The 20,098-nt window shown below is 61.8% G+C and carries 21 protein-coding genes and 1 tRNA gene; 11 read left to right on the top strand and 11 right to left on the bottom strand.

Annotation, left to right across the window (positions count from 1 at the left end; translation table 11 throughout):
* Positions 1–33: 33 nt before the first annotated feature.
* A complete protein-coding gene (locus tag LG047_RS01500; protein ID WP_227964807.1) occupies positions 34–738 on the bottom strand; it encodes a glutathione S-transferase N-terminal domain-containing protein in 705 nt (234 codons plus the stop codon).
* A gap of 84 nt (positions 739–822) precedes the next feature.
* Between LG047_RS01500 and LG047_RS01495 the strand changes: the two genes are divergently transcribed.
* The 7 genes from LG047_RS01495 to LG047_RS01465 all read left to right on the top strand — a co-directional run bounded on the left by LG047_RS01495 (position 823) and on the right by LG047_RS01465 (position 8,091).
* The gene (locus tag LG047_RS01495) at positions 823–1,764 is read left to right on the top strand and encodes a hypothetical protein (RefSeq protein ID WP_227964804.1); all 942 of its coding nucleotides are present in this window, start codon (positions 823–825) and stop codon (positions 1,762–1,764) included.
* Between the two features lies 1 nt (position 1,765).
* Entirely contained in the window at positions 1,766–2,917 is a 1,152-nt protein-coding gene (locus tag LG047_RS19690) for a GNAT family N-acetyltransferase (protein WP_227964802.1), read from the top strand.
* On the top strand, positions 2,914–3,399 hold the full coding sequence (locus tag LG047_RS01485; protein ID WP_227964799.1) for a DUF2165 family protein: 486 nt from the start codon (positions 2,914–2,916) through the stop codon (positions 3,397–3,399). Before LG047_RS19690 ends, LG047_RS01485 begins: the two co-directional genes overlap by 4 nt.
* Positions 3,400–3,473: 74 nt before the next feature.
* Positions 3,474–4,328, top strand: a complete 855-nt coding sequence (locus LG047_RS01480) for a patatin-like phospholipase family protein (RefSeq protein WP_227964797.1) — start codon at positions 3,474–3,476, stop codon at positions 4,326–4,328.
* 308 nt (positions 4,329–4,636) lie between these two features.
* Positions 4,637–5,848, top strand: a complete 1,212-nt coding sequence (locus LG047_RS01475; protein WP_227964794.1) for a PAS domain-containing protein — start codon at positions 4,637–4,639, stop codon at positions 5,846–5,848.
* Between the two features lie 30 nt (positions 5,849–5,878).
* Positions 5,879–7,681 (top strand): PAS domain-containing protein, encoded by a 1,803-nt coding sequence (locus tag LG047_RS01470; protein WP_227964789.1) that lies wholly within the window; start codon positions 5,879–5,881, stop codon positions 7,679–7,681.
* A 26-nt stretch (positions 7,682–7,707) separates the two neighbouring features.
* Entirely contained in the window at positions 7,708–8,091 is a 384-nt protein-coding gene (locus tag LG047_RS01465; protein ID WP_227964788.1) for a response regulator, read from the top strand.
* An 18-nt stretch (positions 8,092–8,109) separates the two neighbouring features.
* On the opposite strand, the gene LG047_RS01460 is transcribed toward LG047_RS01465, so the two are convergent.
* From LG047_RS01460 to LG047_RS01435, 6 genes are all read right to left on the bottom strand, one after another.
* Entirely contained in the window at positions 8,110–9,204 is a 1,095-nt protein-coding gene (locus tag LG047_RS01460; RefSeq protein ID WP_227964786.1) for an AraC family transcriptional regulator, read from the bottom strand.
* A gap of 148 nt (positions 9,205–9,352) precedes the next feature.
* Complete coding sequence (locus tag LG047_RS01455) at positions 9,353–10,378, bottom strand: AraC family transcriptional regulator (protein WP_227964783.1); 1,026 nt, start codon at positions 10,376–10,378, stop codon at positions 9,353–9,355.
* Between the two features lie 105 nt (positions 10,379–10,483).
* The gene (locus LG047_RS01450) at positions 10,484–11,518 is read right to left on the bottom strand and encodes a helix-turn-helix domain-containing protein (protein ID WP_227964781.1); all 1,035 of its coding nucleotides are present in this window, start codon (positions 11,516–11,518) and stop codon (positions 10,484–10,486) included.
* 102 nt (positions 11,519–11,620) lie between these two features.
* Positions 11,621–12,664: a helix-turn-helix domain-containing protein gene (locus LG047_RS01445; protein ID WP_227964776.1), complete on the bottom strand. Its 1,044-nt coding sequence runs from the start codon at positions 12,662–12,664 to the stop codon at positions 11,621–11,623.
* Between the two features lie 323 nt (positions 12,665–12,987).
* Positions 12,988–14,205, bottom strand: coding sequence for a serine protease (locus LG047_RS01440; protein ID WP_227964774.1), 1,218 nt, complete (start codon positions 14,203–14,205; stop codon positions 12,988–12,990).
* A 282-nt stretch (positions 14,206–14,487) separates the two neighbouring features.
* A tRNA-Leu gene (locus tag LG047_RS01435) sits at positions 14,488–14,572 on the bottom strand.
* A gap of 150 nt (positions 14,573–14,722) precedes the next feature.
* Here LG047_RS01435 and LG047_RS01430 point away from each other — a divergent pair.
* Both LG047_RS01430 and LG047_RS01425 read left to right on the top strand, forming a co-directional pair.
* Complete coding sequence (locus LG047_RS01430) at positions 14,723–15,301, top strand: YqaA family protein (RefSeq protein ID WP_227964771.1); 579 nt, start codon at positions 14,723–14,725, stop codon at positions 15,299–15,301.
* A gap of 1 nt (position 15,302) precedes the next feature.
* Positions 15,303–15,809: a disulfide bond formation protein B gene (locus LG047_RS01425; protein ID WP_227964769.1), complete on the top strand. Its 507-nt coding sequence runs from the start codon at positions 15,303–15,305 to the stop codon at positions 15,807–15,809.
* A 21-nt stretch (positions 15,810–15,830) separates the two neighbouring features.
* Here LG047_RS01425 and LG047_RS01420 read toward each other — a convergent pair whose 3' ends face one another.
* Positions 15,831–16,448, bottom strand: a complete 618-nt coding sequence (locus tag LG047_RS01420) for a hypothetical protein (RefSeq protein WP_227964766.1) — start codon at positions 16,446–16,448, stop codon at positions 15,831–15,833.
* Between the two features lie 75 nt (positions 16,449–16,523).
* Positions 16,524–17,702, bottom strand: coding sequence for a 23S rRNA (adenine(2503)-C(2))-methyltransferase RlmN (rlmN, locus tag LG047_RS01415; RefSeq protein WP_227964763.1), 1,179 nt, complete (start codon positions 17,700–17,702; stop codon positions 16,524–16,526).
* A gap of 118 nt (positions 17,703–17,820) precedes the next feature.
* On the opposite strand from rlmN, the gene LG047_RS01410 reads away from it, so the two are divergent.
* Together LG047_RS01410 and LG047_RS01405 are read left to right on the top strand one after the other, a co-directional pair.
* Positions 17,821–19,128, top strand: a complete 1,308-nt coding sequence (locus LG047_RS01410; protein ID WP_227964761.1) for a glycosyltransferase — start codon at positions 17,821–17,823, stop codon at positions 19,126–19,128.
* Positions 19,125–19,484 carry a protease inhibitor I42 family protein gene (locus tag LG047_RS01405; RefSeq protein WP_227964759.1) on the top strand — a complete coding sequence of 120 codons (360 nt, stop codon included), beginning with the start codon at positions 19,125–19,127 and terminating at the stop codon, positions 19,482–19,484. Before LG047_RS01410 ends, LG047_RS01405 begins: the two co-directional genes overlap by 4 nt.
* A gap of 34 nt (positions 19,485–19,518) precedes the next feature.
* On the opposite strand, the gene LG047_RS01400 is transcribed toward LG047_RS01405, so the two are convergent.
* Together LG047_RS01400 and LG047_RS01395 are read right to left on the bottom strand one after the other, a co-directional pair.
* Complete coding sequence (locus LG047_RS01400; protein ID WP_036281459.1) at positions 19,519–19,770, bottom strand: hypothetical protein; 252 nt, start codon at positions 19,768–19,770, stop codon at positions 19,519–19,521.
* A gap of 32 nt (positions 19,771–19,802) precedes the next feature.
* Positions 19,803–20,078, bottom strand: coding sequence for a hypothetical protein (locus LG047_RS01395; protein WP_227964757.1), 276 nt, complete (start codon positions 20,076–20,078; stop codon positions 19,803–19,805).
* Between the last annotated feature and the right edge of the window lie 20 nt (positions 20,079–20,098).

Here is a 20,098-nt window from a genome sequence, read left to right as displayed (position 1 = left end):
ACCTTTCCGGGCGTTTCTCCGCGCAGCCATAGCCTATTTTTCGCCGCCGCGCGCGGCCGTCTGGCCGAAGAGGATTTCCCGCTCCAGCGCCGTGAAATCCAGCCGCTTTCGCTCATAGGGAGCGCCGGCGGCATAGGCGCGCGTCACCGCTGGGCGAGACCTGATCGACTCGAACCAGCGCTTCAGATGGGGGAAATCGTCGAGGTCCTGGCCCTGGTCCTCGTGCGGCACGATCCAGGGGTAGCAGGCGATGTCGGCGATCGAATAATCGCCGGCAATATAGGGCGATTTGGCCAGTTCGCGGTCGAGCACGCCATAGAGTCGGTTCGTCTCGTTACGGTAGCGCTCGATGGCGTAAGGGATGCGGGCAGGGGCGTATTTGGCGAAATGGTGGTTCTGCCCGGCCATCGGTCCGAGTCCTCCGACCTGCCAGAACAACCATTCGATGACACGCGCGCGGCCGCGCAGATCGGCCGGCAACAGGCGCCCGGTCTTTTCGGCGAGATAGAGGAGGATGGCGCCGGATTCGAAAATCGAGACCTCTGCGCCGCCGTCGGCCGGCGCCTTGTCGACAATCGCCGGCATGCGATTGTTGGGCGAAATCGCGAGAAATTCGGGTTTGAACTGGTCGCCGCGGCTGATGTCCACCGGCTTGATGCGATAGGCGAGCCCGGTCTCCTCGAGGAAGATCGTGATCTTGTGGCCATTGGGCGTGGGCCAGTAATAGAGGTCGATCATTTCAAACGCCTTCCCGCTGTCCACATTTTATTTCCCATTTTCCTCCTACCATGTCAGCCGACTGGAGTTGCGTAGATTGTAAACATGAACAGCTTTCTTACCAAATGGCCGTCGGGAGAGGCGCGGGAATTTGGCCAGCGCCCGTTGCGGTTGCGCCATGGCGTGGCTGAGGACGAGCTGTTCTCCGACTCCGCGCTGGAGCGTCTGATCGAAGCGACGCCTCGCGAAAGGCTTCACGTCAACACGATCCCGCGTGACGAGACAGATCCGCGCAAATGGCGCGAGGGCGACATGACCGGGGTGAGCGGCCGCGACGTCATGGCGGCGGTGGCGCGCGGAAATCTCTGGGTTCATCTGCAGCGCGTGCATGAGACCTCCGGCGTCTATCAGGCGCTTCTCGACGCGCTTTTTGCGGATATCGAACGCAACGTGCCTGGCTTCCGCAGCTACCGGCGCTCAATGAGCGTGCTGATTTCTTCCCCGAACATGAATGTGGCGTTGCACGCGGATGTTCCGGGCCAAAGTCTTTGGCAGGTGCGGGGACGCAAGCGTGTCTGGGTTTATCCGCCGCGCCCGCCCTATCTCCCGCAACGCACGATCGAGAACATCGTGCTCCAGCGCAGTTACGACACCGAACTTCCCTATGACGCGTCCTACGACGCGGCGGCCGAGAGTTTCGAGATGACGCCGGGCGACTGGGCGACCTGGCCGCGCAATGCGCCGCATCGCGTCCGCAATGCCGACTGTGTTAACGTCTCGTTCACCACCGAACATTGGACGGACGAACTTCGCGCAGGATATGCGGTCGACTACGCGAACGGCCTTCTGCGGCCGCTATATGGCTGCCGTGATCTGTCGCGCGAAACTCAGGGACCGGCCTTCTGGGCCAAATTCGCCGTAGCCGCCGCGCACAAAAGCTGGCGCAAGCTCAAGGCTCAGCGGTTGGCGCTGACGATCGACTTTCGCGTCGATCCCAATACGGCCGAGGGCTTCAGCGACGTCGCGCCTTATCAGATCATGAAGTAAAGTGACTTCGGAACGCGCCGCCTGTCGGGTTGAACGGGTCGAGACGATCGCCGCCATCGAAGCGCTTGCGGCCGAATGGACCGCTCTGGAGCGGCTGACGCGCGAGGCGACTGGCTTTCAGAGCTATCGCTGGTGCCGCGCGTGGCTTTCGACGGCGCGCGAGAACGGCGCGTCGCTCCGCCCCCGTATCCTCTGTATCCGGGAGGACGAGCGCCTTGTCATGCTGTGGCCGTTGCAGATCGAACATCGCTTCGGCGTGGGCGTCGCTCGTTGGATCGGCGAGCCAATGACGCAATATGGCGATGCGCTCGCCGCGCCGGGCGAGGGCAGCGAGCGATGGCACAAAACCGCCGAGGATGAAATGTCCCGTTGGCGGGACGTGGATCTCTTTGCCTTTACGCGACTGCGCGCCGACAGCGTTGTCGCAGCTAGCAACGCGCGGACGCCGGCTGCCGGCGAATGTCTCGCCGCTCCCTTCGTCGATTTGCGCGCCATGCAAAGGCGCCGTCGCAAGAGTCTGGAGCGGCGCGCGCGACGTCTCGCCGAATTGGGGCCCACGACCCTTGCTGAGGCGCAAACGCCGGCCGAGCGCGAAGAACTGACGCGCCGCGCCTTGACGCTCAAGCGCGAATGGCTTCGGCGCAACGGTCTCGTCAGCGCCGGCCTTTCCAGCCCGATAACCGAGGAATTCCTGTCCGCGCTCGCGCGCGAAGGCTTTATGCGAGTTTTTTCTCTGCGGGTCGCGAAGGACGTGGCCGCGCTCGAACTCGGCTTCGTCTCCAGTGACGCCTATCGCTCGCTGCTCGGCTGTTACGACCCACGTTTCGCCGAGGGATCGCCGGGCCAGGCGCTGACTGGCAGCTTGATCGAGCGCTGTGCGGAGGAGGGGCTTGCGACCTATGATCTGCTTCTGCCGGCCGACGCCTACAAGTTGACATGGGCGACGGGCGAGACGCCGGTGCGGGCGCAGTTTCGCGCCATGACGTTCAAGGGACGCCTCGCCGCCTTCGCGCTGGCGCGGTTGCGGCCCATGGCGAAGCGCGCGCTCCGCAGGATGGCGGATCTTCGCGCGCGGTTGAATTCAGGCAAGTTCTCATTTGCGGCGGCATCCGCTAGTGTGACGACATCGACGCGGAAGGAGAAAATTTCATGATGGCCCGTATCGCCAAGATCGCGCTCGTCGCCTCGACCGGCCTTCTGGTCCTTTTGGTCGCGATCAACAATGTCTTTGACTACGAGACGAATTTCGACGTCGTGAAACATATTCTGTCGATGGACATGATCCCGCCGAGTCCTCTCGCGTGGCGGGCGATCACCAGTCCGGCGCTGCATCATCTCTGCTACGGCTTCATCATCGTCGCGGAGTTCGTCAGCGCACTGCTGACGCTCTACGGCGCATGGCTGCTGTGGCGAGCGCAGGCGGAGGAGGCGACGCGCTTCAACGCCGCAAAGGAAATCGCCGTGGCGGGGCTTGCCGTCGGCTTTTTGCTCTACTTCTTTGGCTTTATGGCGATTGGCGGCGAGTGGTTCCAGATGTGGCGCGCGGGCGTCTACAACATGCAGGAGCCGGCGTTCCGTTTCATCGGCAGCGTGGGGCTGGTGATGATATTTCTGGGTCAGCGCGACGTGGATTAGACCCGAGGCGCGCTCTAGTTGAGTTGATGGCGCGATGACGCTGCGCCGGCGACGCGGCAGTGAGGCGAAACGCCATGAGCGACGCGAGAACGGCTTTTGTGCTTGCGGGCGGCGGAAGTCTGGGGGCCGTGCAGGTCGGAATGTTGCGGGCGCTGCTGGCCTCCGGCGTTCGTCCCGATTTCATCGTCGGTTCGTCCGTGGGCGCAATGAACGCTTGCTATTTCGCCGGGCGGCCAGATGCGGATGGCGTTGAAACCCTCGCCGGGATATGGAACGGCTTGCGGCGCAGCGACGTGTTTCCTTTCACCTTCTCGACGGCTCTCGCATTGTTGCGCCGGTCGGATTACCTCGTCGATCCATCCGCGCTGCGGCGCCTGATCGAGACATGGCTTCCCTTCGATCGTCTGGAGGAAGCGACGATTCCCGTTTATCTCGTCGCGACGGACATGCAGGGAATAGCGGCGCAACTGTCGCAGGGGCCTGCGGCCGAAGCAATCCTCGCCAGCGCCGCCGTTCCGGGGATTTTTCCGACTGTCGAAATCGATGGCGTTGCGCTCATGGATGGCGCAGTCGCCGCGAATACGCCACTCTCGCTCGCGACCAAACTCGGCGCGACGCGGGTTATCATCCTTCCGACGGGTTACGCCTGCGCGCTGGAAAAGCCGCCGTCGGGCGCCGTCGCGCGAGGGCTGCATGCGATCACGCTGCTCATCGCGTGGCAATTGATCCGCGATCTCGAACATTTGCCGGAGACGGTGAACGCGCATCTGGCGCCCGCGCTCTGTCCGTTGAATGTGTCGCCCTACGATTTTACTCAATCTCGTTTGCTTATTTCGCGTGCGACGGCGGCGACGCAGAAGTGGATCGAGAGCGGCGGACTCACCCGGCGCGCCTCGCCGCTCGATCTGAGGCCGCATCGCCATCACTGACACCGGCGCGGGTGGTCTGAGAACCAGATGGTTAACCGGAAGCGACTTGAAATTTGGTCCCGTAGTTATGATCCGGTCGGCCAATTTACAGTTTTTGGCGATGTGACAGTAAGTTACATAATAGTAAATGCGCGCGCCCCTTTGGTCGACAACAGGGTGTCGCCGAGTTGTAAACTTCACGCTTCGATTGTCGACCAAATCCAGTTTGCCATGGCAGGCTAAAAGGGCTTATTCCAGCTTAGCTTAGAAGCGAACCCCGAGCGGTTCGCGGCCTCGATTCTTCTATAGGAAGACAAGTGAGATCGCGCATGGACAGCGCCGAGCTGCGCCTCTTCATCGAATTTACGCCCATCGCGGCGGCGATGTTCGACCGCGAGATGCGTTATCTCGCTGTCAGTCCGCGCTGGATGACCGATTTCGGCCTCGAAGGGTCGATTTTGGGCCGGTCGGATTACGATGTATTTCCCGGTCTCCCGGAACAATGGAAGCAATTGCATCAGCGCGCGCTCGCGGGCGAGATCGAGCATCCTTCCGAAGATAAATTTACATGCTCCGATGGAACCATCCGATGGAAGCGGTGGGAACGGCGTCCGTGGCGCCATGGCGATGGCGAGATCGGGGGAATAATCATTTTCGCGGAAGACATCACGGAACGGAAGGAGGCGGAAGAGGAGGCGCGCCGAACGGCAGAGCGACTGAGTCTGGCGCAGTCGGCGGCGCAAGTCGGAATCTTCGAGTGGGATTTCACCTCAAACCGAACCACTGTCGACAAGCAGTATTGCGACATCTTCGGCCTGCCGCCGGGAACGCCGCTCACTTACGCCGGTTATCTGTCGATGGTGCACCCGGAGGACCGCGCTTGCATCGACGCGCAAAATGTCGCGGCTTTTGTTGCTGGCGGACACATCGAGAATGAATGCCGGATCATCCGCGCGAACGACGGGGCCGTGTGCTGGATTGTCGCCAAGGGTGAGGTCACACTCGACGAAGGAGGTCGCCCGACGCGCCTCCTGGGCGCCGTTTGGGACATAACCGAGCGCAAGCGGAACGAGGCGGCGGCGCGGGAAACCGCCGAGCGACTGAGCCTCGTTCAATCAGCGGCCAGGATCGGCGTTTGGGAATGGAATATGAAGACGGGCGAATCCGTCGCCAGCGAGGTTCTGCTCGATTTGTATGGCTTGCCGCGTGATGCGTCGTTCTCGCACGCCGATTTCATGGCGGTTGTCCATCCGGAAGATCGACATATTGTCGAGGAGAGCGCCCGGGCGGCCATGAGTGGCAAAGATGTGGCCATCGCCGATCAATACCGCATTGTGCGCGCGAACGACGGCGCAATTCGATGGATGACTGCGAGCGGCGGTTTTCAATTCGACAAAGACGGCCGCCCGATATTCGCGATGGGCGTCGTCTACGACATTACGGAACGAAAGCAGGTTGAAATAGCGCTGCGGGAAACGTCCGAGCGACTGAGGCTCGCGCAGTCAGCGGCGCATATCGGCACCTGGAATTGGGACGTTTAGGCGGACATCGCGTGGTTCGACGATGTGGGTATGGAATATCTCGGGTTGCCGCAGGGCGTTCCAATCCATTACTCGGATTATGTGGGGCGCGTGCCCGAGGAGGAGCGCCATATTGTCAATTCTGCGGTGCAGGCGGCTTTCGCAGGAGACGGCCGCGTCCTGCTGGAGCATCGGCTGGTGAACGCGCAGACCGGCGTCGCCCGCTGGGTTTCGTGCCGCGGTGTGTTCACATTCGATGACGAGAGCCGTCCCGTCTATGGAGCGGGCGCGGTTTACGACATCACGGAACGGAAGTTGGCGGAGGAGGCGTTAAGACAAAGCGAGTTCGACGCGCGCCAGCAACGCGACGAACTGGACCGGATCTATCGGAACGCGCCGATCGGACTGGCGTATCTCGACCTCGATTTGCGGTATCGCCGCATAAATGACTGGCTTGCGAATCTCAGTCAGCAGCCAGTCGAGGATCATATCGGCCGCAGCGTGTTCGATGTCGTCCCGCAATTCGCCCGCGGCGCGAAGATGATCAAGGATTGGATACTTGCGACCGGCGAACCGGTGAGAAACCTCGAGTTTTCGGGAGAAATGCCGCCGAAATCCGGCGTTGTCCGTCACATCAATAGCAGCTGGTATCCGGCATTCAGCGAAGAGGGAGCGCTTGCCGGTTTCAGTGTGGTCGTGGAGGAGATCACCGAGCGCAAAAGGGCGGAAGAAGCCTTGCGGCGAAGCGAAGCCAAGACGCGTAAACAGCGCGACGAACTGAAGTGGATCTACGAGAATTCGCCGATCGGATTGGCGTCTCTCGACAAGAATTTGCGTTTTCATAGCATCAATCGTCAGCTTGCCGAAATGAACGGCCTGCCGATCGAGGCGCATATCGGCCGGACGGTGCATGAAGTCGTTCCCGCTCTGTCGTCGAAGGTCGAGCAATTAGCCAAGAGGATCATCGCTACTGGCGAACCTGTCAGAAACATCGAGCTCGAGGGTGAGACGGCCGCAAACCCCGGCGTCGCGCGATATTGGGATGAAAGCTGGTATCCGACGTTCGACTCCAATGGCGAGATTGCCGGCTTCAGCGTCGTGGTGGAGGAAATCACCGAGAGCAAGCATTTGCAGGCGCTTCGTGAGGCCGATCGCCGCAAGGACGAGTTTCTTGCGACGCTGGCGCATGAGCTGCGCAATCCGCTTGCGCCGATCAAGAACGCGATCCATCTGCTGCAGATGCTGAATCATGACGATCCGACCGCCGACCAGAAAAGACGCGTGGCGCTCTCGCGCGCGGAGCGGCAGGTCACTCATCTCGTGAGACTGGTCGACGACCTGCTGGAGGTCACGCGCATCAACCACGGCAAGATCGAGCTGAGAAAGGAACCCGTCGAACTCGCGGCGATCCTGTCGCAGGCGATCGATCTCAGCCATTCGCAGATCGAAGCCGGTCCCCACCAGCTTATTGTAGAGCTTCGTTCACATTCCTTGCCGGTCGAAGCCGATCCCGTCCGGCTCGCGCAGGTCTTCGCGAATCTTCTCAATAACGCCGCAAAGTTTACGGAGGCTGGCGGTCGTATCGATGTGATTGCGGACCGGGAAGAGGGGGAGGCGATCGTCAGGGTGCGCGACAATGGCGTAGGCATCCCGCCCGAGATGGCGTCGTCCATCTTCGATATGTTCACGCAAATCAAAACCGGAGTGCGAAGCGGGAGAGGCGGCATCGGCATCGGCCTTGCGCTCGCTCGCGGCATCGTTCAACTGCACGGCGGCCGCATCGAGGCGCGCAGCGCGGGTCTCGGCCATGGCAGCGAATTCATCGTCCGTCTGCCTTTGGTGGTGCGCCAATGAGCGGCCAAAAGGATAATGTGAATTTCATGCAATCTCCCGCAACGTCCCTTCCGCGCGTCCTCGTCGTCGACGACGATCAGGATTGCGCCGACAGCCTCGCCGAGCTGTTGCAATGTCTCGGGGCCGAGACCCGCGTGGTATACGGCGGCGCGCAGGCGCTGGACGAATTGGCGGGCTTCCAGCCCCGGCTGGTGTTGCTGGATATCGGCATGCCGGGCATGGATGGTTTTGAAGCGGCGCGGCGGATTCGCGAGCGCCCGGAGGGACGCGATGCCTTTCTTGTGGCCTTGACCGGCTGGGGGCGGGCAGGGGATCGACAGCGCGGCCGCGACGCCGGCTTCGACCTTCACATGGTGAAGCCCGGAGAAATAGAGGCGCTGAAAAAGCTGCTCGCTGATTTGCCGCGTTGAGGCTGCGCCTGTCAGGGCCTAATCCGTAAGGGACCAGCTTTGCAGCAGCGTCTCCGTCGGCGTTTCGCCGAACATGCGGAAATAGCAGTGTGCGAAGCTGAAAGGCGTTGAAAAGCCGAGGTCGCGGGAGAGTTGCCGGAGATCGATTTCTCCGCCGCTTTTCATGAGGGTCCGGCGCGCGGCCTGAAGCTTCTCGCGTTGCTGCCAATCCATCGGCGAGCAGCCAAACCTTTTCTGAAAGGCGTAATGAAGGCTGCGAGCGGACAGGCCGCTGATCTGCTCCATCTGCGTGTACGTAAGCCGACGTGCGCTATTGTCTTGTATAGCCGAGCACACGGCGTCAATCGCGTTTGCCGACGCGGGCCGAACCTTCTGCCCCGGCGCGTCGGCGCTCAGCAATTCAGGTTTCAGCAGGCATACTACGTGGCGATAAAACATGTCGTCGACGGCCAGCCTTTCGAGGGCCGTGCGGTTCAGATACAGATTGTCGATCTGCTGGCAGATTTGGCTGAATAATGCCGCGAAGTCGACGCCGCCTAGCTTCAGGTCGATGAGCCGCATCACCCCGTCCTCAAGGCGAAGTTGCTGATTTTGGTCCTCGCCCAGCATCGCGTGCGCCGTTGCGATCAGTCGCTCGCGCGAAAGTCGCGCGAGCAGACAGGAACGAATTTCCGCCTCACCCGCCCGGTGCGTGTGCCTCGTGTAAAGCACAGCCTGAGCGCCTGGATTCCATTCAATTGTCTTTCCACCGACGACTACTTGCATCCTGCCGCGGAAGGAAAAGCAAAAATGGAGCTCTTCGTTTGACCCCGCGTCCATCCTGACGGGAGTCATCGCATTCGCTTGCAGGACGAGCCCGTTGATATCGATCGTGGCGACCTTTTGATGAAACTTTTCCTCGCCCGCGATCGGCGCGAGGTAATTGAATGAGGAAATCATTCGCGCGGTTCGATCCGCCGCCTCTTTTACGCTGGTCGTGTGGATGGCCTGCGCTTCGCCGAAGGCCAGTCGCGGGAGCCCATCCTGCCTCTTTTGGGTCATCTGCATCTTACGACGGGCTCCAGCAGCGTCTGCCGTCACGCCAAGCTTGATTCGAAACTCGTCTTTTTTCAACCGATCAACGTCCCGACGGAAAAACGGTTCCGCGCCATCCACTTCAGTTGCATTTTACGCAATTTGCTGCACCACAGCAACATTTTAGATGTTATCAGCTCGTGGAGCCGGCGCCGTCGCGGACGGGGGCGTTCGGATCGCAAGCCGGTCATTTCTCACGCTGCGCGCGGGAGAGCGTGGCTGTCGGCGTCTCGCCGAACATGCGGCGATAATAGGCCGTGAAAGCGGAAGGCGAGGAAAAGCCCAGCTCATAGGCGAGTTGCGTGACTGTCAGCGCCTCGGCGCCCCTGATGAGCCTTTCGCGCGCGAGATGCAGCCGTTCCTGTTGCTGCCAGGCCATCGGGGAGCAACCGAATCTTTTCCGGAAGGCGTATTGCAGGCTGCGGCGGGAAAGGCCGCTGATCTGCTCCATTTCCGTCAGCGTCAGCGGCCGATGGCCTCTGGTCCTGACTGCGTCGCAAACGGCGTCCACCGGGCTGCGAGACGGCCACCCGGCAATATCGCGATCACGCTGTCGGCCCAGGATCAACCCGGGTTCGAGGAGGCAGGCCGCGTGGCGATAGACCCAATCGTCCACGCCGAGCAGCTCCAGCGCTGATTTCCTGTCATAAAGAGCATCGATATGGACGCAAATCTGCCGGAAGACGTTTGTGAAACTCACAGGGCCATATTGTAGCGGCAGCGTGCGCGTAAATTCGACGCCGAGCGAGAACTCCTGCCGGAAATCTTCTCCCAGCATGGCGCAGGCTGTGTCGATCAGCCTTGCCTTGTCGAGCTCGGCGACGAAAAGCGACCGCGTTTCGGATAACCCCTGTCTCGGCCCGCATTCGGTGAAAAATGCGGCGTTCTCGTTTGCGTTCCATTCAAACTGGCGTTGCCCCACCGTGGTGCTGCATCTGCCGAAAAAGGGGATGAAGAGGTGAAAGTCGGTGGAGGACTTCACGCCGAGTCGCAGGGAGGTTGAAGCGGTCGCCGTCAGGTTGAGGCCGTTTATGGAGACCGCCGCAACCTTGTGATGCAATTGCTCGCGTTTGTCGGCCGCCTCGTAAAATTCGAGGGCGTTAACCGTCCGCGCCGCGCGCGCGGCCGCGACCTTCGTGTTCGTTGTCGATAACGCATGCGCCTCGCCGAAGGCGAGCGGCGGCAGGAGGGGCGACCTTTTTGCCGAGGGCATTCAACAACGAGCTCCATCCAGCATTTCTGCGACAGGCGCGGCGTCAGACCGCCGTCGGGCGGTCAATTACCCGTAAAGACCGGGCCCGCGCCATCGAAATCTGCCTCATTGCTGCTTCGAGGAGGCGCGCGACCGCAATATGGTCTCCGACGGCCGTTCTCCGAACATGCGGCGATAGAAGGACGCGAAGCTGGAAGGGTTGGAAAAGCCCAGCTCATAGGCCAATCCGGTGACATTTACGCCCTCGGCGCCAGCGGCGAGCCTTTCGCGCGCGATGTGCAGCCGTTCCTGCTGCTGCCAAGCCATGGGGGAGCAACCGAACCGCTTCTGGAACGCATATTGAAGGCTGCGGCGTGAAAGCCCGCTGATCTGCTCCATCTCCGTCAGCCTTAGCGGTCGATGACGCCTGTTCCGGACCGCTTCGCAAACGGCGTCGAGCGGATTGTTGGAGCCCGGCTGAAGAGTCCTCTTATCGCCCCCGTCGCCGAGGAACAATTCGGGCTTCAGCAGGCAAACGGCGTGGCGATAGAACATGTCGTCCAGACCGAGCCGCTCCATCGCCGCCTCATCGAGCATGAGGCTGTCGATGTGCAGGCAGAGCTGACGAAAGACAGACGTAAAGCTGACGCGCCCGAAATTGAGAGGCGGCGTTCGCGTTTCGTCAGTGGCCAGCGACACTTTCTCCGGATCGTCCACCCCGAGCATCGCGGAAGCGGTGGCGATCAGCCTCTTTCGGTCCAGTTCCGCGAACAACACCGACCTCGTCCCTGAAATGGCGCGTCGGGGTCCGGACTCGGTGGCGAGGATCGCGTTTTCATTCGCGTTCCACTGCACATGGCGCCCGCCGCTTTCGGTTTCGGTCTGGCCGAAGAAAGGAACGAGCAGGTGAAATCCGTCTGTCGGCCCCACGCTCAACCGAATGGGGCTGGATGCGCTCGCCTCGAGCCTCAATCCGTTGATGCTGACAGCCGCGCTCTTGAATCTGAAGGCGTCTTCGCTGCATGCGGGCGCGATATACTCGAGCGTCTGTATCGCCTTGGCCGCCTGGTCTTCGGCGATTCTCGCGTCGGTCGTGGTCACGGCCTGCGCTTCGCCGAAAGCGAGCGGCGGAAGGATATCGGCCCTGACCGCGGTTTTCATCTAATAGCGAACTCCTCAAAAATCGGGCGCCACATGTCCTTGCTGTAGTCGAAAGAGAAGCCGCAGGTCGATCAGCGGCGCATTTTGATTATACGGGTTTTATCACGAGCCCAGACTATCTCCGGGCGACGCGCGACGCGATCGCAAAATCGTCGCAGTCGGCGTTTCGCCGAAAATGCGACCGTAATAGGCCGTGAAGTTGGAGGGCGTCGAAAAGCCCATCTCATACGACAATTGCGTAATGTTGAAGTCCTCCGCGCCCTTCAGTAGTCGCTCGCGCGCGACATGCAGCCGCTCCTGCTGCTGCCATGCCATCGGCGAGAGCCCGAACCGCTTCTGAAACGCATATTGGAGGCTGCGGCGCGACAGGCCGCTGATCTGTTCCATCTCCGTCAGCGTCAACGCACGGTGGCGACTGTTCCTGACCGCCTCGCAAACGGAGTCGATCGGTCCCCCGCCTCGCTCGACCACATTCTCGTTTTGCGCGTCGCCGACAAGCAACTGCGGCTTCAGGAGAAAGACCGCCTGACGATAGAACATATCATCGAGGCCAAGCGCTTCGAGCGCCGCCTGGTTTCCGCCAAGGCTGTCGATGTGTTGACAGGTCTGTCGGAAGATCGTGGTGAAATTTATGGGTCCGTGATTGAGCGCGAGAGTGCGCGTCTGGTCCACATCGAGCGACAATTTTTGCGCGGCGTCGTCTCCAAGCATAGCGCAGGCCGTGTCGATCAATCTCTGCCTGTCGAGATGCGCAAACAGCGCAGACCGCCTCTCGGAAAAACCGAGCCGTCGTTCGCATTCCGTGAAGAGAACGGCCCGGTCGTTTTGACCCCAGTCGTATCGGCGCCCCCCCGTGATCGCGTGACTTCTGCCGAAGAAATTGACAATCAGGTGGAAGTCCCTGGTCGCTCCGAGCTCGAGTTTGACTGGTTCCACCGCATTCGCGACGAGGTCGAGGCCATTGATTCTGATCGTTGAGACCTTGCTTTGAAAAGTCTCCGGGCGATCCGCTGGCTCCATGGCGTTCAGGGAAGTCAACGCTTTGGCGGTGTGCTCGGCCAGCACCTTTACGTTCGCGGTCGTGGTCGCCCGCGCCTCGCCGAAGGGGAGGGGCGGCAGCGGGTTGGCTTTCCTTAGTGGCGGCATTCGTTCAGAACTCAGCACTGTGAATGTTGCAATTCATAATATCTGTAATGCCGAATTTGATGAAGGAAAATCCGTACTTATACGGTTTCGCCCAAGAATCCCGCATTATCGGGTTTTGCGCGCGGATGGCGTGTCACAATTTTCGATCCCATGTGCATCGAGCTGTTGCGGAATGGGCTGGAATGTCGAGTTCGTCGACATTGCTGATGTTCACAATGGGCGGCGCAGAATGTGCGTCGGGCGAGTGAAGACGCCGGAACTTATAAAAAAACCGGCGCGAGGAGACCTCGCGCCGGAGCTTTGCGCCAATTCTGGCGGCGGCTTTAGTTGCAGTATCCGGCCTGAGCGTAGGTCACGCCGCCGGGCGTGACGCGCAGATTGCAAACCTGCTGCAGCAGCGCGCCGATATTGCCCGCGCCATAAACGCCGTAGGCGGCGTTCGGATATTGCGGGTTCTGTCCAAAGCGCGAGGAATAATTGTCCTTGATCGCGTTGGGATCGGCCGAACCCCAGGAGGTGACGCCGACCACGGCCCTGTTTGGCGCCGCGCCGATCGCAGCGCCGCCCGAGAGCACGGGGTTGAAGGACACAAAGTTCACGATCCACGGACCGCCGCTGGAGCCGCCGGTGAAATTGTTGCCCTGCCAGATCTGCGCCGCAGCGCCGACCGTCGTCAGATAGGATGGGCCGTCCGCACGCTGCATGATCTGACCGAAGTCCATCAGGCCCGGATAGCCAAGCGTCGATGTCGCGGCGACCTTGAGATTTCCCGTCTTCGGCGAGGAGACGAAGGAATAGTTGTTCCAGCCATAGCCGAGCCAGCCCGTGAGATCACCGATGAACTGGTTCGAGGCGTTCTTGTTGAGAATGATGACTGCGACGTCGTTGTTGCGCGCCGCGCCCGAGCCCGGATCAGTGCCGTTCATCCAGGTGACGGGGCGATTGAGCGCGCGCCAGGTCCAGCGGCCGTAGGGCTCGCGCTGCGGCAAGGTCGCGCCGGCGGGGCCGTAATGGCCCGGAACGAACACCCAGCCGCCGAAGAGGCCGCCGGTCCCGGAGCCGAAATTCTGAATGCAATGCGCAGCCGTCACGATCACGCTTCGGCGAATTAGGCTCGCCGAGCAATGGCCGCCGTTGATGAACAGCTTGCCGATGGCGCGATAGGGGTAGGTCGAGCTCAGATAGCTGGCGCCGACAGCTGAAGTCTGATTCGAGCCGCCGAGTTGTACGCGCGTTGACGTGTAGGGAATTCCGAAGCTGCCGAAAGCGCGCGTATTGACGCCGCTCGCGACAGGGTCGGAGCCGGGCGAGAAGCCGGGCGTCACATTGCTGACGGCGTTCGACGTCTGGGCCTGTACCCGCGTCGTGTCGGGCGCGGGGAGGGGATTGACGATCTCCCGGGTGTTGGCCTTCACGGAATCGTAGTTCGCGTGAGCGCTGGTGTTTTGCACGACGCCGGTGGCGGATTGCGCCCATGTGGGGGAGGTCAGCCCCGCCGCCGCCATGGCGAGCGAGAGCGCCGCATAACGCTGTCGTTTCATGAATTGCCCCTCGATAAAAGTCAGCCGGAACCCTGTTGCTCCGCCCAAGCGAGATGGACCCATGGCGGGGCGTTGCAATCTCTCCTCGCACCGTCGAATGAAGTCCACCAACCGGAGGTTGCGCCTTAGCTCCTACCATGCGCTAAGGTATTGGCAAAGCTAAAACTATTGGCAACGAATGGCGACAGGCCGCTCGTGTCTGTCGACAAGCCGTCCGACGATTGTATGTCGCGACGCGCAGGAATGTCGCCCGCGGGCGAAAGGTGAGCAGATTTTCGGCGATGGTGCCCCTGGCCGGAGTCGAACCAGCACTCCTTGCGGAACTCGATTTTGAGTCGAGCGCGTCTACCAATTCCGCCACAGGGGCTTGCGCCGGCGGGATGTCCGGCGAGCGGCGCGGATATTAGCGACGCGCGGGGCGCCGTCAACCCGCCGTCCGCCATCTTTAGGTTAATCTTTTCGTGCTAAGCGCCTAAATTGGGAAACGCCCAGGCGCCGGAATGATCGACGAGGCACGATGAAAAAGCTCTATGACTGGACCATGTCGCTCGCGCAGAGCCGCCACGCGCCCTTCGCGCTCGGCGCCATCGCCTTCGCGGAGAGCTCTTTCTTCCCCGTGCCGCCGGACGTGATTCTCGTGCCGATGACGCTCGCCGAACCGAAAAAGGCCTGGTATTTCGCGGCGCTCTGCACCATTGCGTCGGTCGCGGGCGGGGCGCTCGGCTATGCTTTCGGCGCGCTGTTCTACGACACGATCGGCCTCTGGCTGATCAATCTTTACGGCTACGCCGAGAAAATGGACGCGCTCCGCGCCTTCTATGCGCAATGGGGCGCGATCTTCATTCTGGTGAAGGGCCTCACGCCCATTCCCTACAAGCTCGTCACTATCGTCTCGGGACTGCTCGCCTATAATTTTCCGCTGTTCATCGCGCTCTCGCTCATCACGCGGGGCGCGCGATTCTTCCTGCTCGCGGCGGCGATCAATCATTTCGGCGACACGATCCGCCTGAAGCTCGAGCGCCATTTCGGCCTGTTCATCGGGTCGCTGGCGGTGATCGTCGTCGCGGGCTTCGCTTTCGCGGCGAAGATGTTCTGAGATGGCGGCGGCGCTCTTGCGGTTTGCAACTCCGCGCAATCTCGCGCTGCTGATTTCGGCCGTCTCGCTGGCGGCTATTGGCGGCGCGTGGACCTACGAGTCGCTGGGCTATCTGCCCTGCGAGCTCTGCTACAAGGAGCGGGTTCCCTATTACGCCGCCTTCGCGCTGGCGCCGCTAGCCGCGTTTGCCGCGCAGACCGGGAGAGAGGGGCTGGCGCGCGGCGCCTTCCTGCTGATGGCGCTGCTCTTCGCCGGCAACGCCGCGCTGTCGATCTATCATTCGGGCGTCGAGTGGAAGATCTTCGCGGGGCCTTCCGACTGCTCCGGCCCGCTGACCACGGCCGGGTCGGTCGCGGACTTCATGAAGCAGCTTCAGACCGTGAAGGTCGTGCGCTGCGACGAGCCGACGCTATGGGTGCTCGGGCTGACGCTCGCGAACTGGAATGTCGTGGTTGCGGCGGTTCTGGCTGGGGTGGCCTTCGCCGGAGCGAGACGAGCGAGGCTCTAGCGACGCTCGTCTCCGAGACATTCATCGGACCAGTTTCGGAAAGCCTTCGTACCATTCCGAATGGTCGCCCGAGTGGTTTTGCATGCCGGGTTTTGTGAGACAGCCGGCCGGTTTTATGTAGCTATCGATCCGTCTTTCGGGCTCTTCGCGCCAGCAGATATTGAACGCGCATAGCTTTGGAAAAAAGTAGAGTGTCGAGTATGGGAGATGGTCGTGAATCCACCACGCCAGCGAGCGCCAATCGGCGCCCGCCTCAAAGCGATCCATAAACCACGGAACAACTATGCATGCGGTGGCGCCCATGCGGCCATTACTGTCGAGACGATCCCATATATGTCCGGCGTAATTGGCCTCGTTTTTTGCGCAGTTCAATCTGTTCTCGTTCCCAAACGAGTTCACCGCGCAGGATCGAAACGCCGAACGGATCGCTATGCGTCCAAACGTCGCCTGAAGCGGCTCGAGCAATTCCTCGCATAGCCGCGAGCCCGCCTTGATGGCGAGGTCTGGATTGTCCGGGATATTGGAGATGCCGCTTATCGCGGAAATTTCCGAATAGAGAAAATCCCGCATGAAAAAATTGCGCGACAGACGCGCTCGTCCAAACTGCTCGAGCGCGCCCACCGATTCAGGTTTGCGCATGAAGTCCCACCGTAAAACGTCGTGACCATGCGCTGAATAACAGTGAATGATTACCGTTTAGCTTATGCTATCGGCTCACCCCGCCGCCAGCCGCGCCCGCGCGCGCAGTTTCTCCGTCTCGCTCTTCAACTGTCCGCAGGCGGCGAGGATGTCTCGGCCGCGCGGTGTGCGCACCGGGCTGGCGTAGCCTGCGTTGAAGACGATGTCCGAGAAGCGCTCGATCGTCTCCCAATCCGAACATTCGTAAGGGGCGCCGGGCCACGGGTTGAACGGGATCAGATTGATCTTGGCCGGCACGCCCTTGAGCAGCCGCACGAGTTCGCGGGCCTCGGCGGGGCTGTCGTTGACGCCCTTCAGCATCACATATTCGAAGGTGATGCGCCGGGCGTTGCTCGCGCCCGGATAGTCACGGCAGGCCTGCAGCAGCTCCTTGATCGGGTATTTCCTGTTGAGCGGCACGAGCTCGTTGCGCAGATCGTCGCGCACGGCGTGAAGCGAAATAGCGAGGGCAGGGCCGCATTCGGCGCCCAGCCGCTCGATCTGCGGCACGACGCCGGAGGTCGAGACGGTGATGCGGCGCTTGCTGAGGGAGAGGCCGTCGCCGTCGGCCATGACCTCGATCGCGGCCATTACGTTGTCGATGTTGTAGAGCGGCTCGCCCATGCCCATGAACACGATGTTGGACACGGCGCGCACGCCTTCGCCCGACGGCACGAGCCCGTCGGTTGGCCGCTCGCGGTCCGGGAAGTCGCCGAGTCTCTGGCGCGCGACGAGCAACTGCCCGATGATTTCCGCGCTCGTGAGATTGCGCACGAGCTTCTGCGTCCCCGTGTGGCAGAAGCTGCAATTCAGCGTGCAGCCGACCTGCGAGGAGACGCAAAGCGTGCCGCGGTCGCTTTCCGGAATATAGACGCACTCGACTTCCGCGCCCTTGTCTTGCGCATCGACAGGCGCGAGGCGCAGCAGCCATTTACGCGTTCCGTCAACCGAAACCTGCTCCTCGACGATTTCCGGAAGGCGTAAACCGAAAGCCCCGTCGAGCGTAAGACGCAGCGATTTGGAGATGTTCAGCATCTCGCCGAAATCGCGCGCTCCGCGGAAATAGATCCAATGCCAGAGTTGCGATACGCGCATGCGGATTTCGCGCTCGGGGAGTCCGAACGCGCGCAGCGTGTCTGCAATCTCGGCGCGGGTCATTCCGGCGAGAGAGGGCTTTTCGGCGAGCGCGGGGCGCTCCATTTCAGTCGCAGTCATCATCAACCTCTGGACAAGGCCCGGATTATAGCACATGCCGTGGCGCATTCGGCCGCCCGTTCATTCACGATAAGCTTTCATTCAGCCCTTTAGCGCTTTTTACAGGGAAAATCCCGACTTGAGCTCTGCAGCACGCAAAATCCTCATGGCAACCTTCGGCTCGCTCGGCGACCTGCACCCCTTCGTCGCGCTGGCCCATGCGCTCGAGCGGGAGGGCTTCGCTCCGGTGATCGCCACGAGCGCCGCCTATGCCGAATATATTGCGGGCGAGGGGCTGAATTTTGCGCCGATTCGGCCGGACGCCGACGATCTGACCGCCCGGCTAGGGATCGATATGGGCGAGATCGCCCGCCGCATGGCCCAAGACGACACATTCCTGTTCAAGGATCTGATTTTCCCGCATTTGCGGGAAAGCTACGACGATCTTGTCGCCGCCAGCGACGGCGCCGTCGCCATTGTGGCGCACAGTCTCGCCTTTGCGGGGCGCATCGCGGCGGAGGCCCTCGGTTTGCCTCTCGTGACGGTCCTGCTGTCGCCGATGAAGCTTTATTCCGCCTACGATCCGCCCATCGGCTCTCGCGCGCCCTTCCGGCCATCGCCGGGCTCGGCGCCGGAGCTCATGCTCAACCGCTTTCTGCTGTGGGGTTTGTCGCACGCGATCGCCTTCTCGGCCCGGCCGCTATGGCGTCTGCGACGCGAACTCGGCCTGCGGCGGCGCTACGGCCTCGACCTGCTGCTTGGCGCGAAATCGAGCGATGCGACCATCGGCCTGTTCAGCCCGACTTTGGCGCCGCCGCAGCCCGATCACGCGCCGAACATGCTGATCGCCGGCCATACGTTCCACGACCGATTTCTCGGCGCGGAAGCGCTGGCTCCCGAAATCGAGGCCTTTCTCGAACAAGGGCCGCCGCCCGTCGTCTTCACGCTCGGGAGCTTCGTCGCGCGGTCTCGCAACGACCATTATCGCGTCGTCGCGGCCGCCGCCCGACAGGTGGGGCGGCGCGCGCTGCTGCTGGCGCATGAGGACGACGTCGCGGCGTTGCGCGAGGAGCTGCCGGCGGATGTCCATGTCGCGGCCTATGCGCCGCATTCGCTGATTTTTCCGCGCGCCTGCGCCGTGGTGCACCATGGCGGCATCGGCACGACGGGGCAGGCCATGCGCGCCGGACGGCCGCAGATCGTCACGCCCTTCCTTGGCGATCAGCCCGACAACGCCGGACGTCTGCGACGGCTCGGCGTGGCGCGTAGCGTCGATGGCGAGACAATGACGGCCAATTCGCTCGCGCGCGAGCTGGACATTGTGCTGAAGCAGGACCAATACGCTGCACAGGCGGAGACGCTCGCCGCGGCCGTGCGGCGAGAGGATGGCGCGGGCGCGGCCGCGCGGCGGATCGCTGCCGTCATTGAACGGGGGGCGCAATCGTGAATTTTACTATCCACGCAATTGTGGCGATGGCGGCGATCTGCCTCCCGGCCAGCGCCTTTGCCGGGGACGCCATGCGCCTCTCACCCGGCGAAGCCGCGAAGATAGAACTGCCGGAGAATCCCTCGACCGGCTATACTTGGCGGATCGATCGAGACGCGAGCGGCGGTCTGGAAAACATCGCCATCACCGATGATGGCCACAGGCGCGGCGCCGCCATGCCCGGCGCGCCCGGAACGCATCGCTGGACGATCCGGGCCATCAGGGGCGGTCATGCTGCAATCCAGTTCGTCTATCTGCGACCGTGGGAGCCGTCGCCCGTCGAGACCCAGCGCGTGGAGATCGAAATAGCGCGATAATCGCCATCCGCCGCCGCCGCCGCCGATCGGCTGTCTATTTCTTCTGCCGCCGTCGCAAGGGAAAGTCGCCGCTCTCGTAAAGCGGCCGAATCTGGCGTCCGAAATAGTGGGTTTCATTCACTTCGAGCGAGCAACTGTCCAGCACTCGGGGAGCAAGTTCCTCCACTGCGAAGCGAATGGCCTCGGCGGCCTTGGGGAAGCGCCTGAACACCAGCGATTTCCGCTTCGTGTTTCCGCCTTTGGCGTAATAAAGAGAGGCTTCCATCCGATAGTCTGTTGCGTCCATCGCCGCCTCCTTGAGTTGTGTCGAGTTGCGTTTCAGGTTGCGCGCTCGAGGGCCGATTCGACGACAACACGCTCTTGTCCGTCTCGATCGGCGCGGATGCGGTATTGCAGTCCCTGTCCGCCGTCTGGCAGGTGACGCGTGACCTTGAAGGATTCCCTCCCGGATCTGACGCTGGCCTGGTGCACGACATGAGCGCCCACCGCGAATTTATGGGTCGCGATCGCTCTCACCTTGGCGTTGCGAAAACGTTCGCGTGAATTGATGTAATCGGTCACGTGCTGCGCCTCTTTGAGTTCAAACGGGTTCATTCGCCTCGCGGCGAAGTTCG

It is taken from the genome of Methylocystis sp. WRRC1 (assembly GCF_020733155.1).
Taxonomy (GTDB): domain Bacteria; phylum Pseudomonadota; class Alphaproteobacteria; order Rhizobiales; family Beijerinckiaceae; genus Methylocystis.
This window is presented reverse-complemented; position numbering and strand designations above follow the sequence as displayed.

What these genes read in the sequence shown, in the direction of transcription:
- LG047_RS01500 (WP_227964807.1), bottom strand. Translation starts at nt 738, where the DNA reads ATGATCGACCTCTATTACTGGCCCACGCCCAATGGCCACAAGATCACG.
- LG047_RS01495 (WP_227964804.1), top strand. Translation starts at nt 823, where the DNA reads ATGAACAGCTTTCTTACCAAATGGCCGTCGGGAGAGGCGCGGGAATTT.
- LG047_RS01485 (WP_227964799.1), top strand. Translation starts at nt 2,914, where the DNA reads ATGATGGCCCGTATCGCCAAGATCGCGCTCGTCGCCTCGACCGGCCTT.
- LG047_RS01480 (WP_227964797.1), top strand. Translation starts at nt 3,474, where the DNA reads ATGAGCGACGCGAGAACGGCTTTTGTGCTTGCGGGCGGCGGAAGTCTG.
- LG047_RS01475 (WP_227964794.1), top strand. Translation starts at nt 4,637, where the DNA reads ATGGACAGCGCCGAGCTGCGCCTCTTCATCGAATTTACGCCCATCGCG.
- LG047_RS01470 (WP_227964789.1), top strand. Translation starts at nt 5,879, where the DNA reads ATGGAATATCTCGGGTTGCCGCAGGGCGTTCCAATCCATTACTCGGAT.
- LG047_RS01465 (WP_227964788.1), top strand. Translation starts at nt 7,708, where the DNA reads ATGCAATCTCCCGCAACGTCCCTTCCGCGCGTCCTCGTCGTCGACGAC.
- LG047_RS01455 (WP_227964783.1), bottom strand. Translation starts at nt 10,378, where the DNA reads ATGCCCTCGGCAAAAAGGTCGCCCCTCCTGCCGCCGCTCGCCTTCGGC.
- LG047_RS01450 (WP_227964781.1), bottom strand. Translation starts at nt 11,518, where the DNA reads ATGAAAACCGCGGTCAGGGCCGATATCCTTCCGCCGCTCGCTTTCGGC.
- LG047_RS01445 (WP_227964776.1), bottom strand. Translation starts at nt 12,664, where the DNA reads ATGCCGCCACTAAGGAAAGCCAACCCGCTGCCGCCCCTCCCCTTCGGC.
- LG047_RS01440 (WP_227964774.1), bottom strand. Translation starts at nt 14,205, where the DNA reads ATGAAACGACAGCGTTATGCGGCGCTCTCGCTCGCCATGGCGGCGGCG.
- LG047_RS01430 (WP_227964771.1), top strand. Translation starts at nt 14,723, where the DNA reads ATGAAAAAGCTCTATGACTGGACCATGTCGCTCGCGCAGAGCCGCCAC.
- LG047_RS01425 (WP_227964769.1), top strand. Translation starts at nt 15,303, where the DNA reads ATGGCGGCGGCGCTCTTGCGGTTTGCAACTCCGCGCAATCTCGCGCTG.
- LG047_RS01420 (WP_227964766.1), bottom strand. Translation starts at nt 16,448, where the DNA reads ATGCGCAAACCTGAATCGGTGGGCGCGCTCGAGCAGTTTGGACGAGCG.
- rlmN (WP_227964763.1), bottom strand. Translation starts at nt 17,702, where the DNA reads ATGACTGCGACTGAAATGGAGCGCCCCGCGCTCGCCGAAAAGCCCTCT.
- LG047_RS01400 (WP_036281459.1), bottom strand. Translation starts at nt 19,770, where the DNA reads ATGGACGCAACAGACTATCGGATGGAAGCCTCTCTTTATTACGCCAAA.
- LG047_RS01395 (WP_227964757.1), bottom strand. Translation starts at nt 20,078, where the DNA reads ATGAACCCGTTTGAACTCAAAGAGGCGCAGCACGTGACCGATTACATC.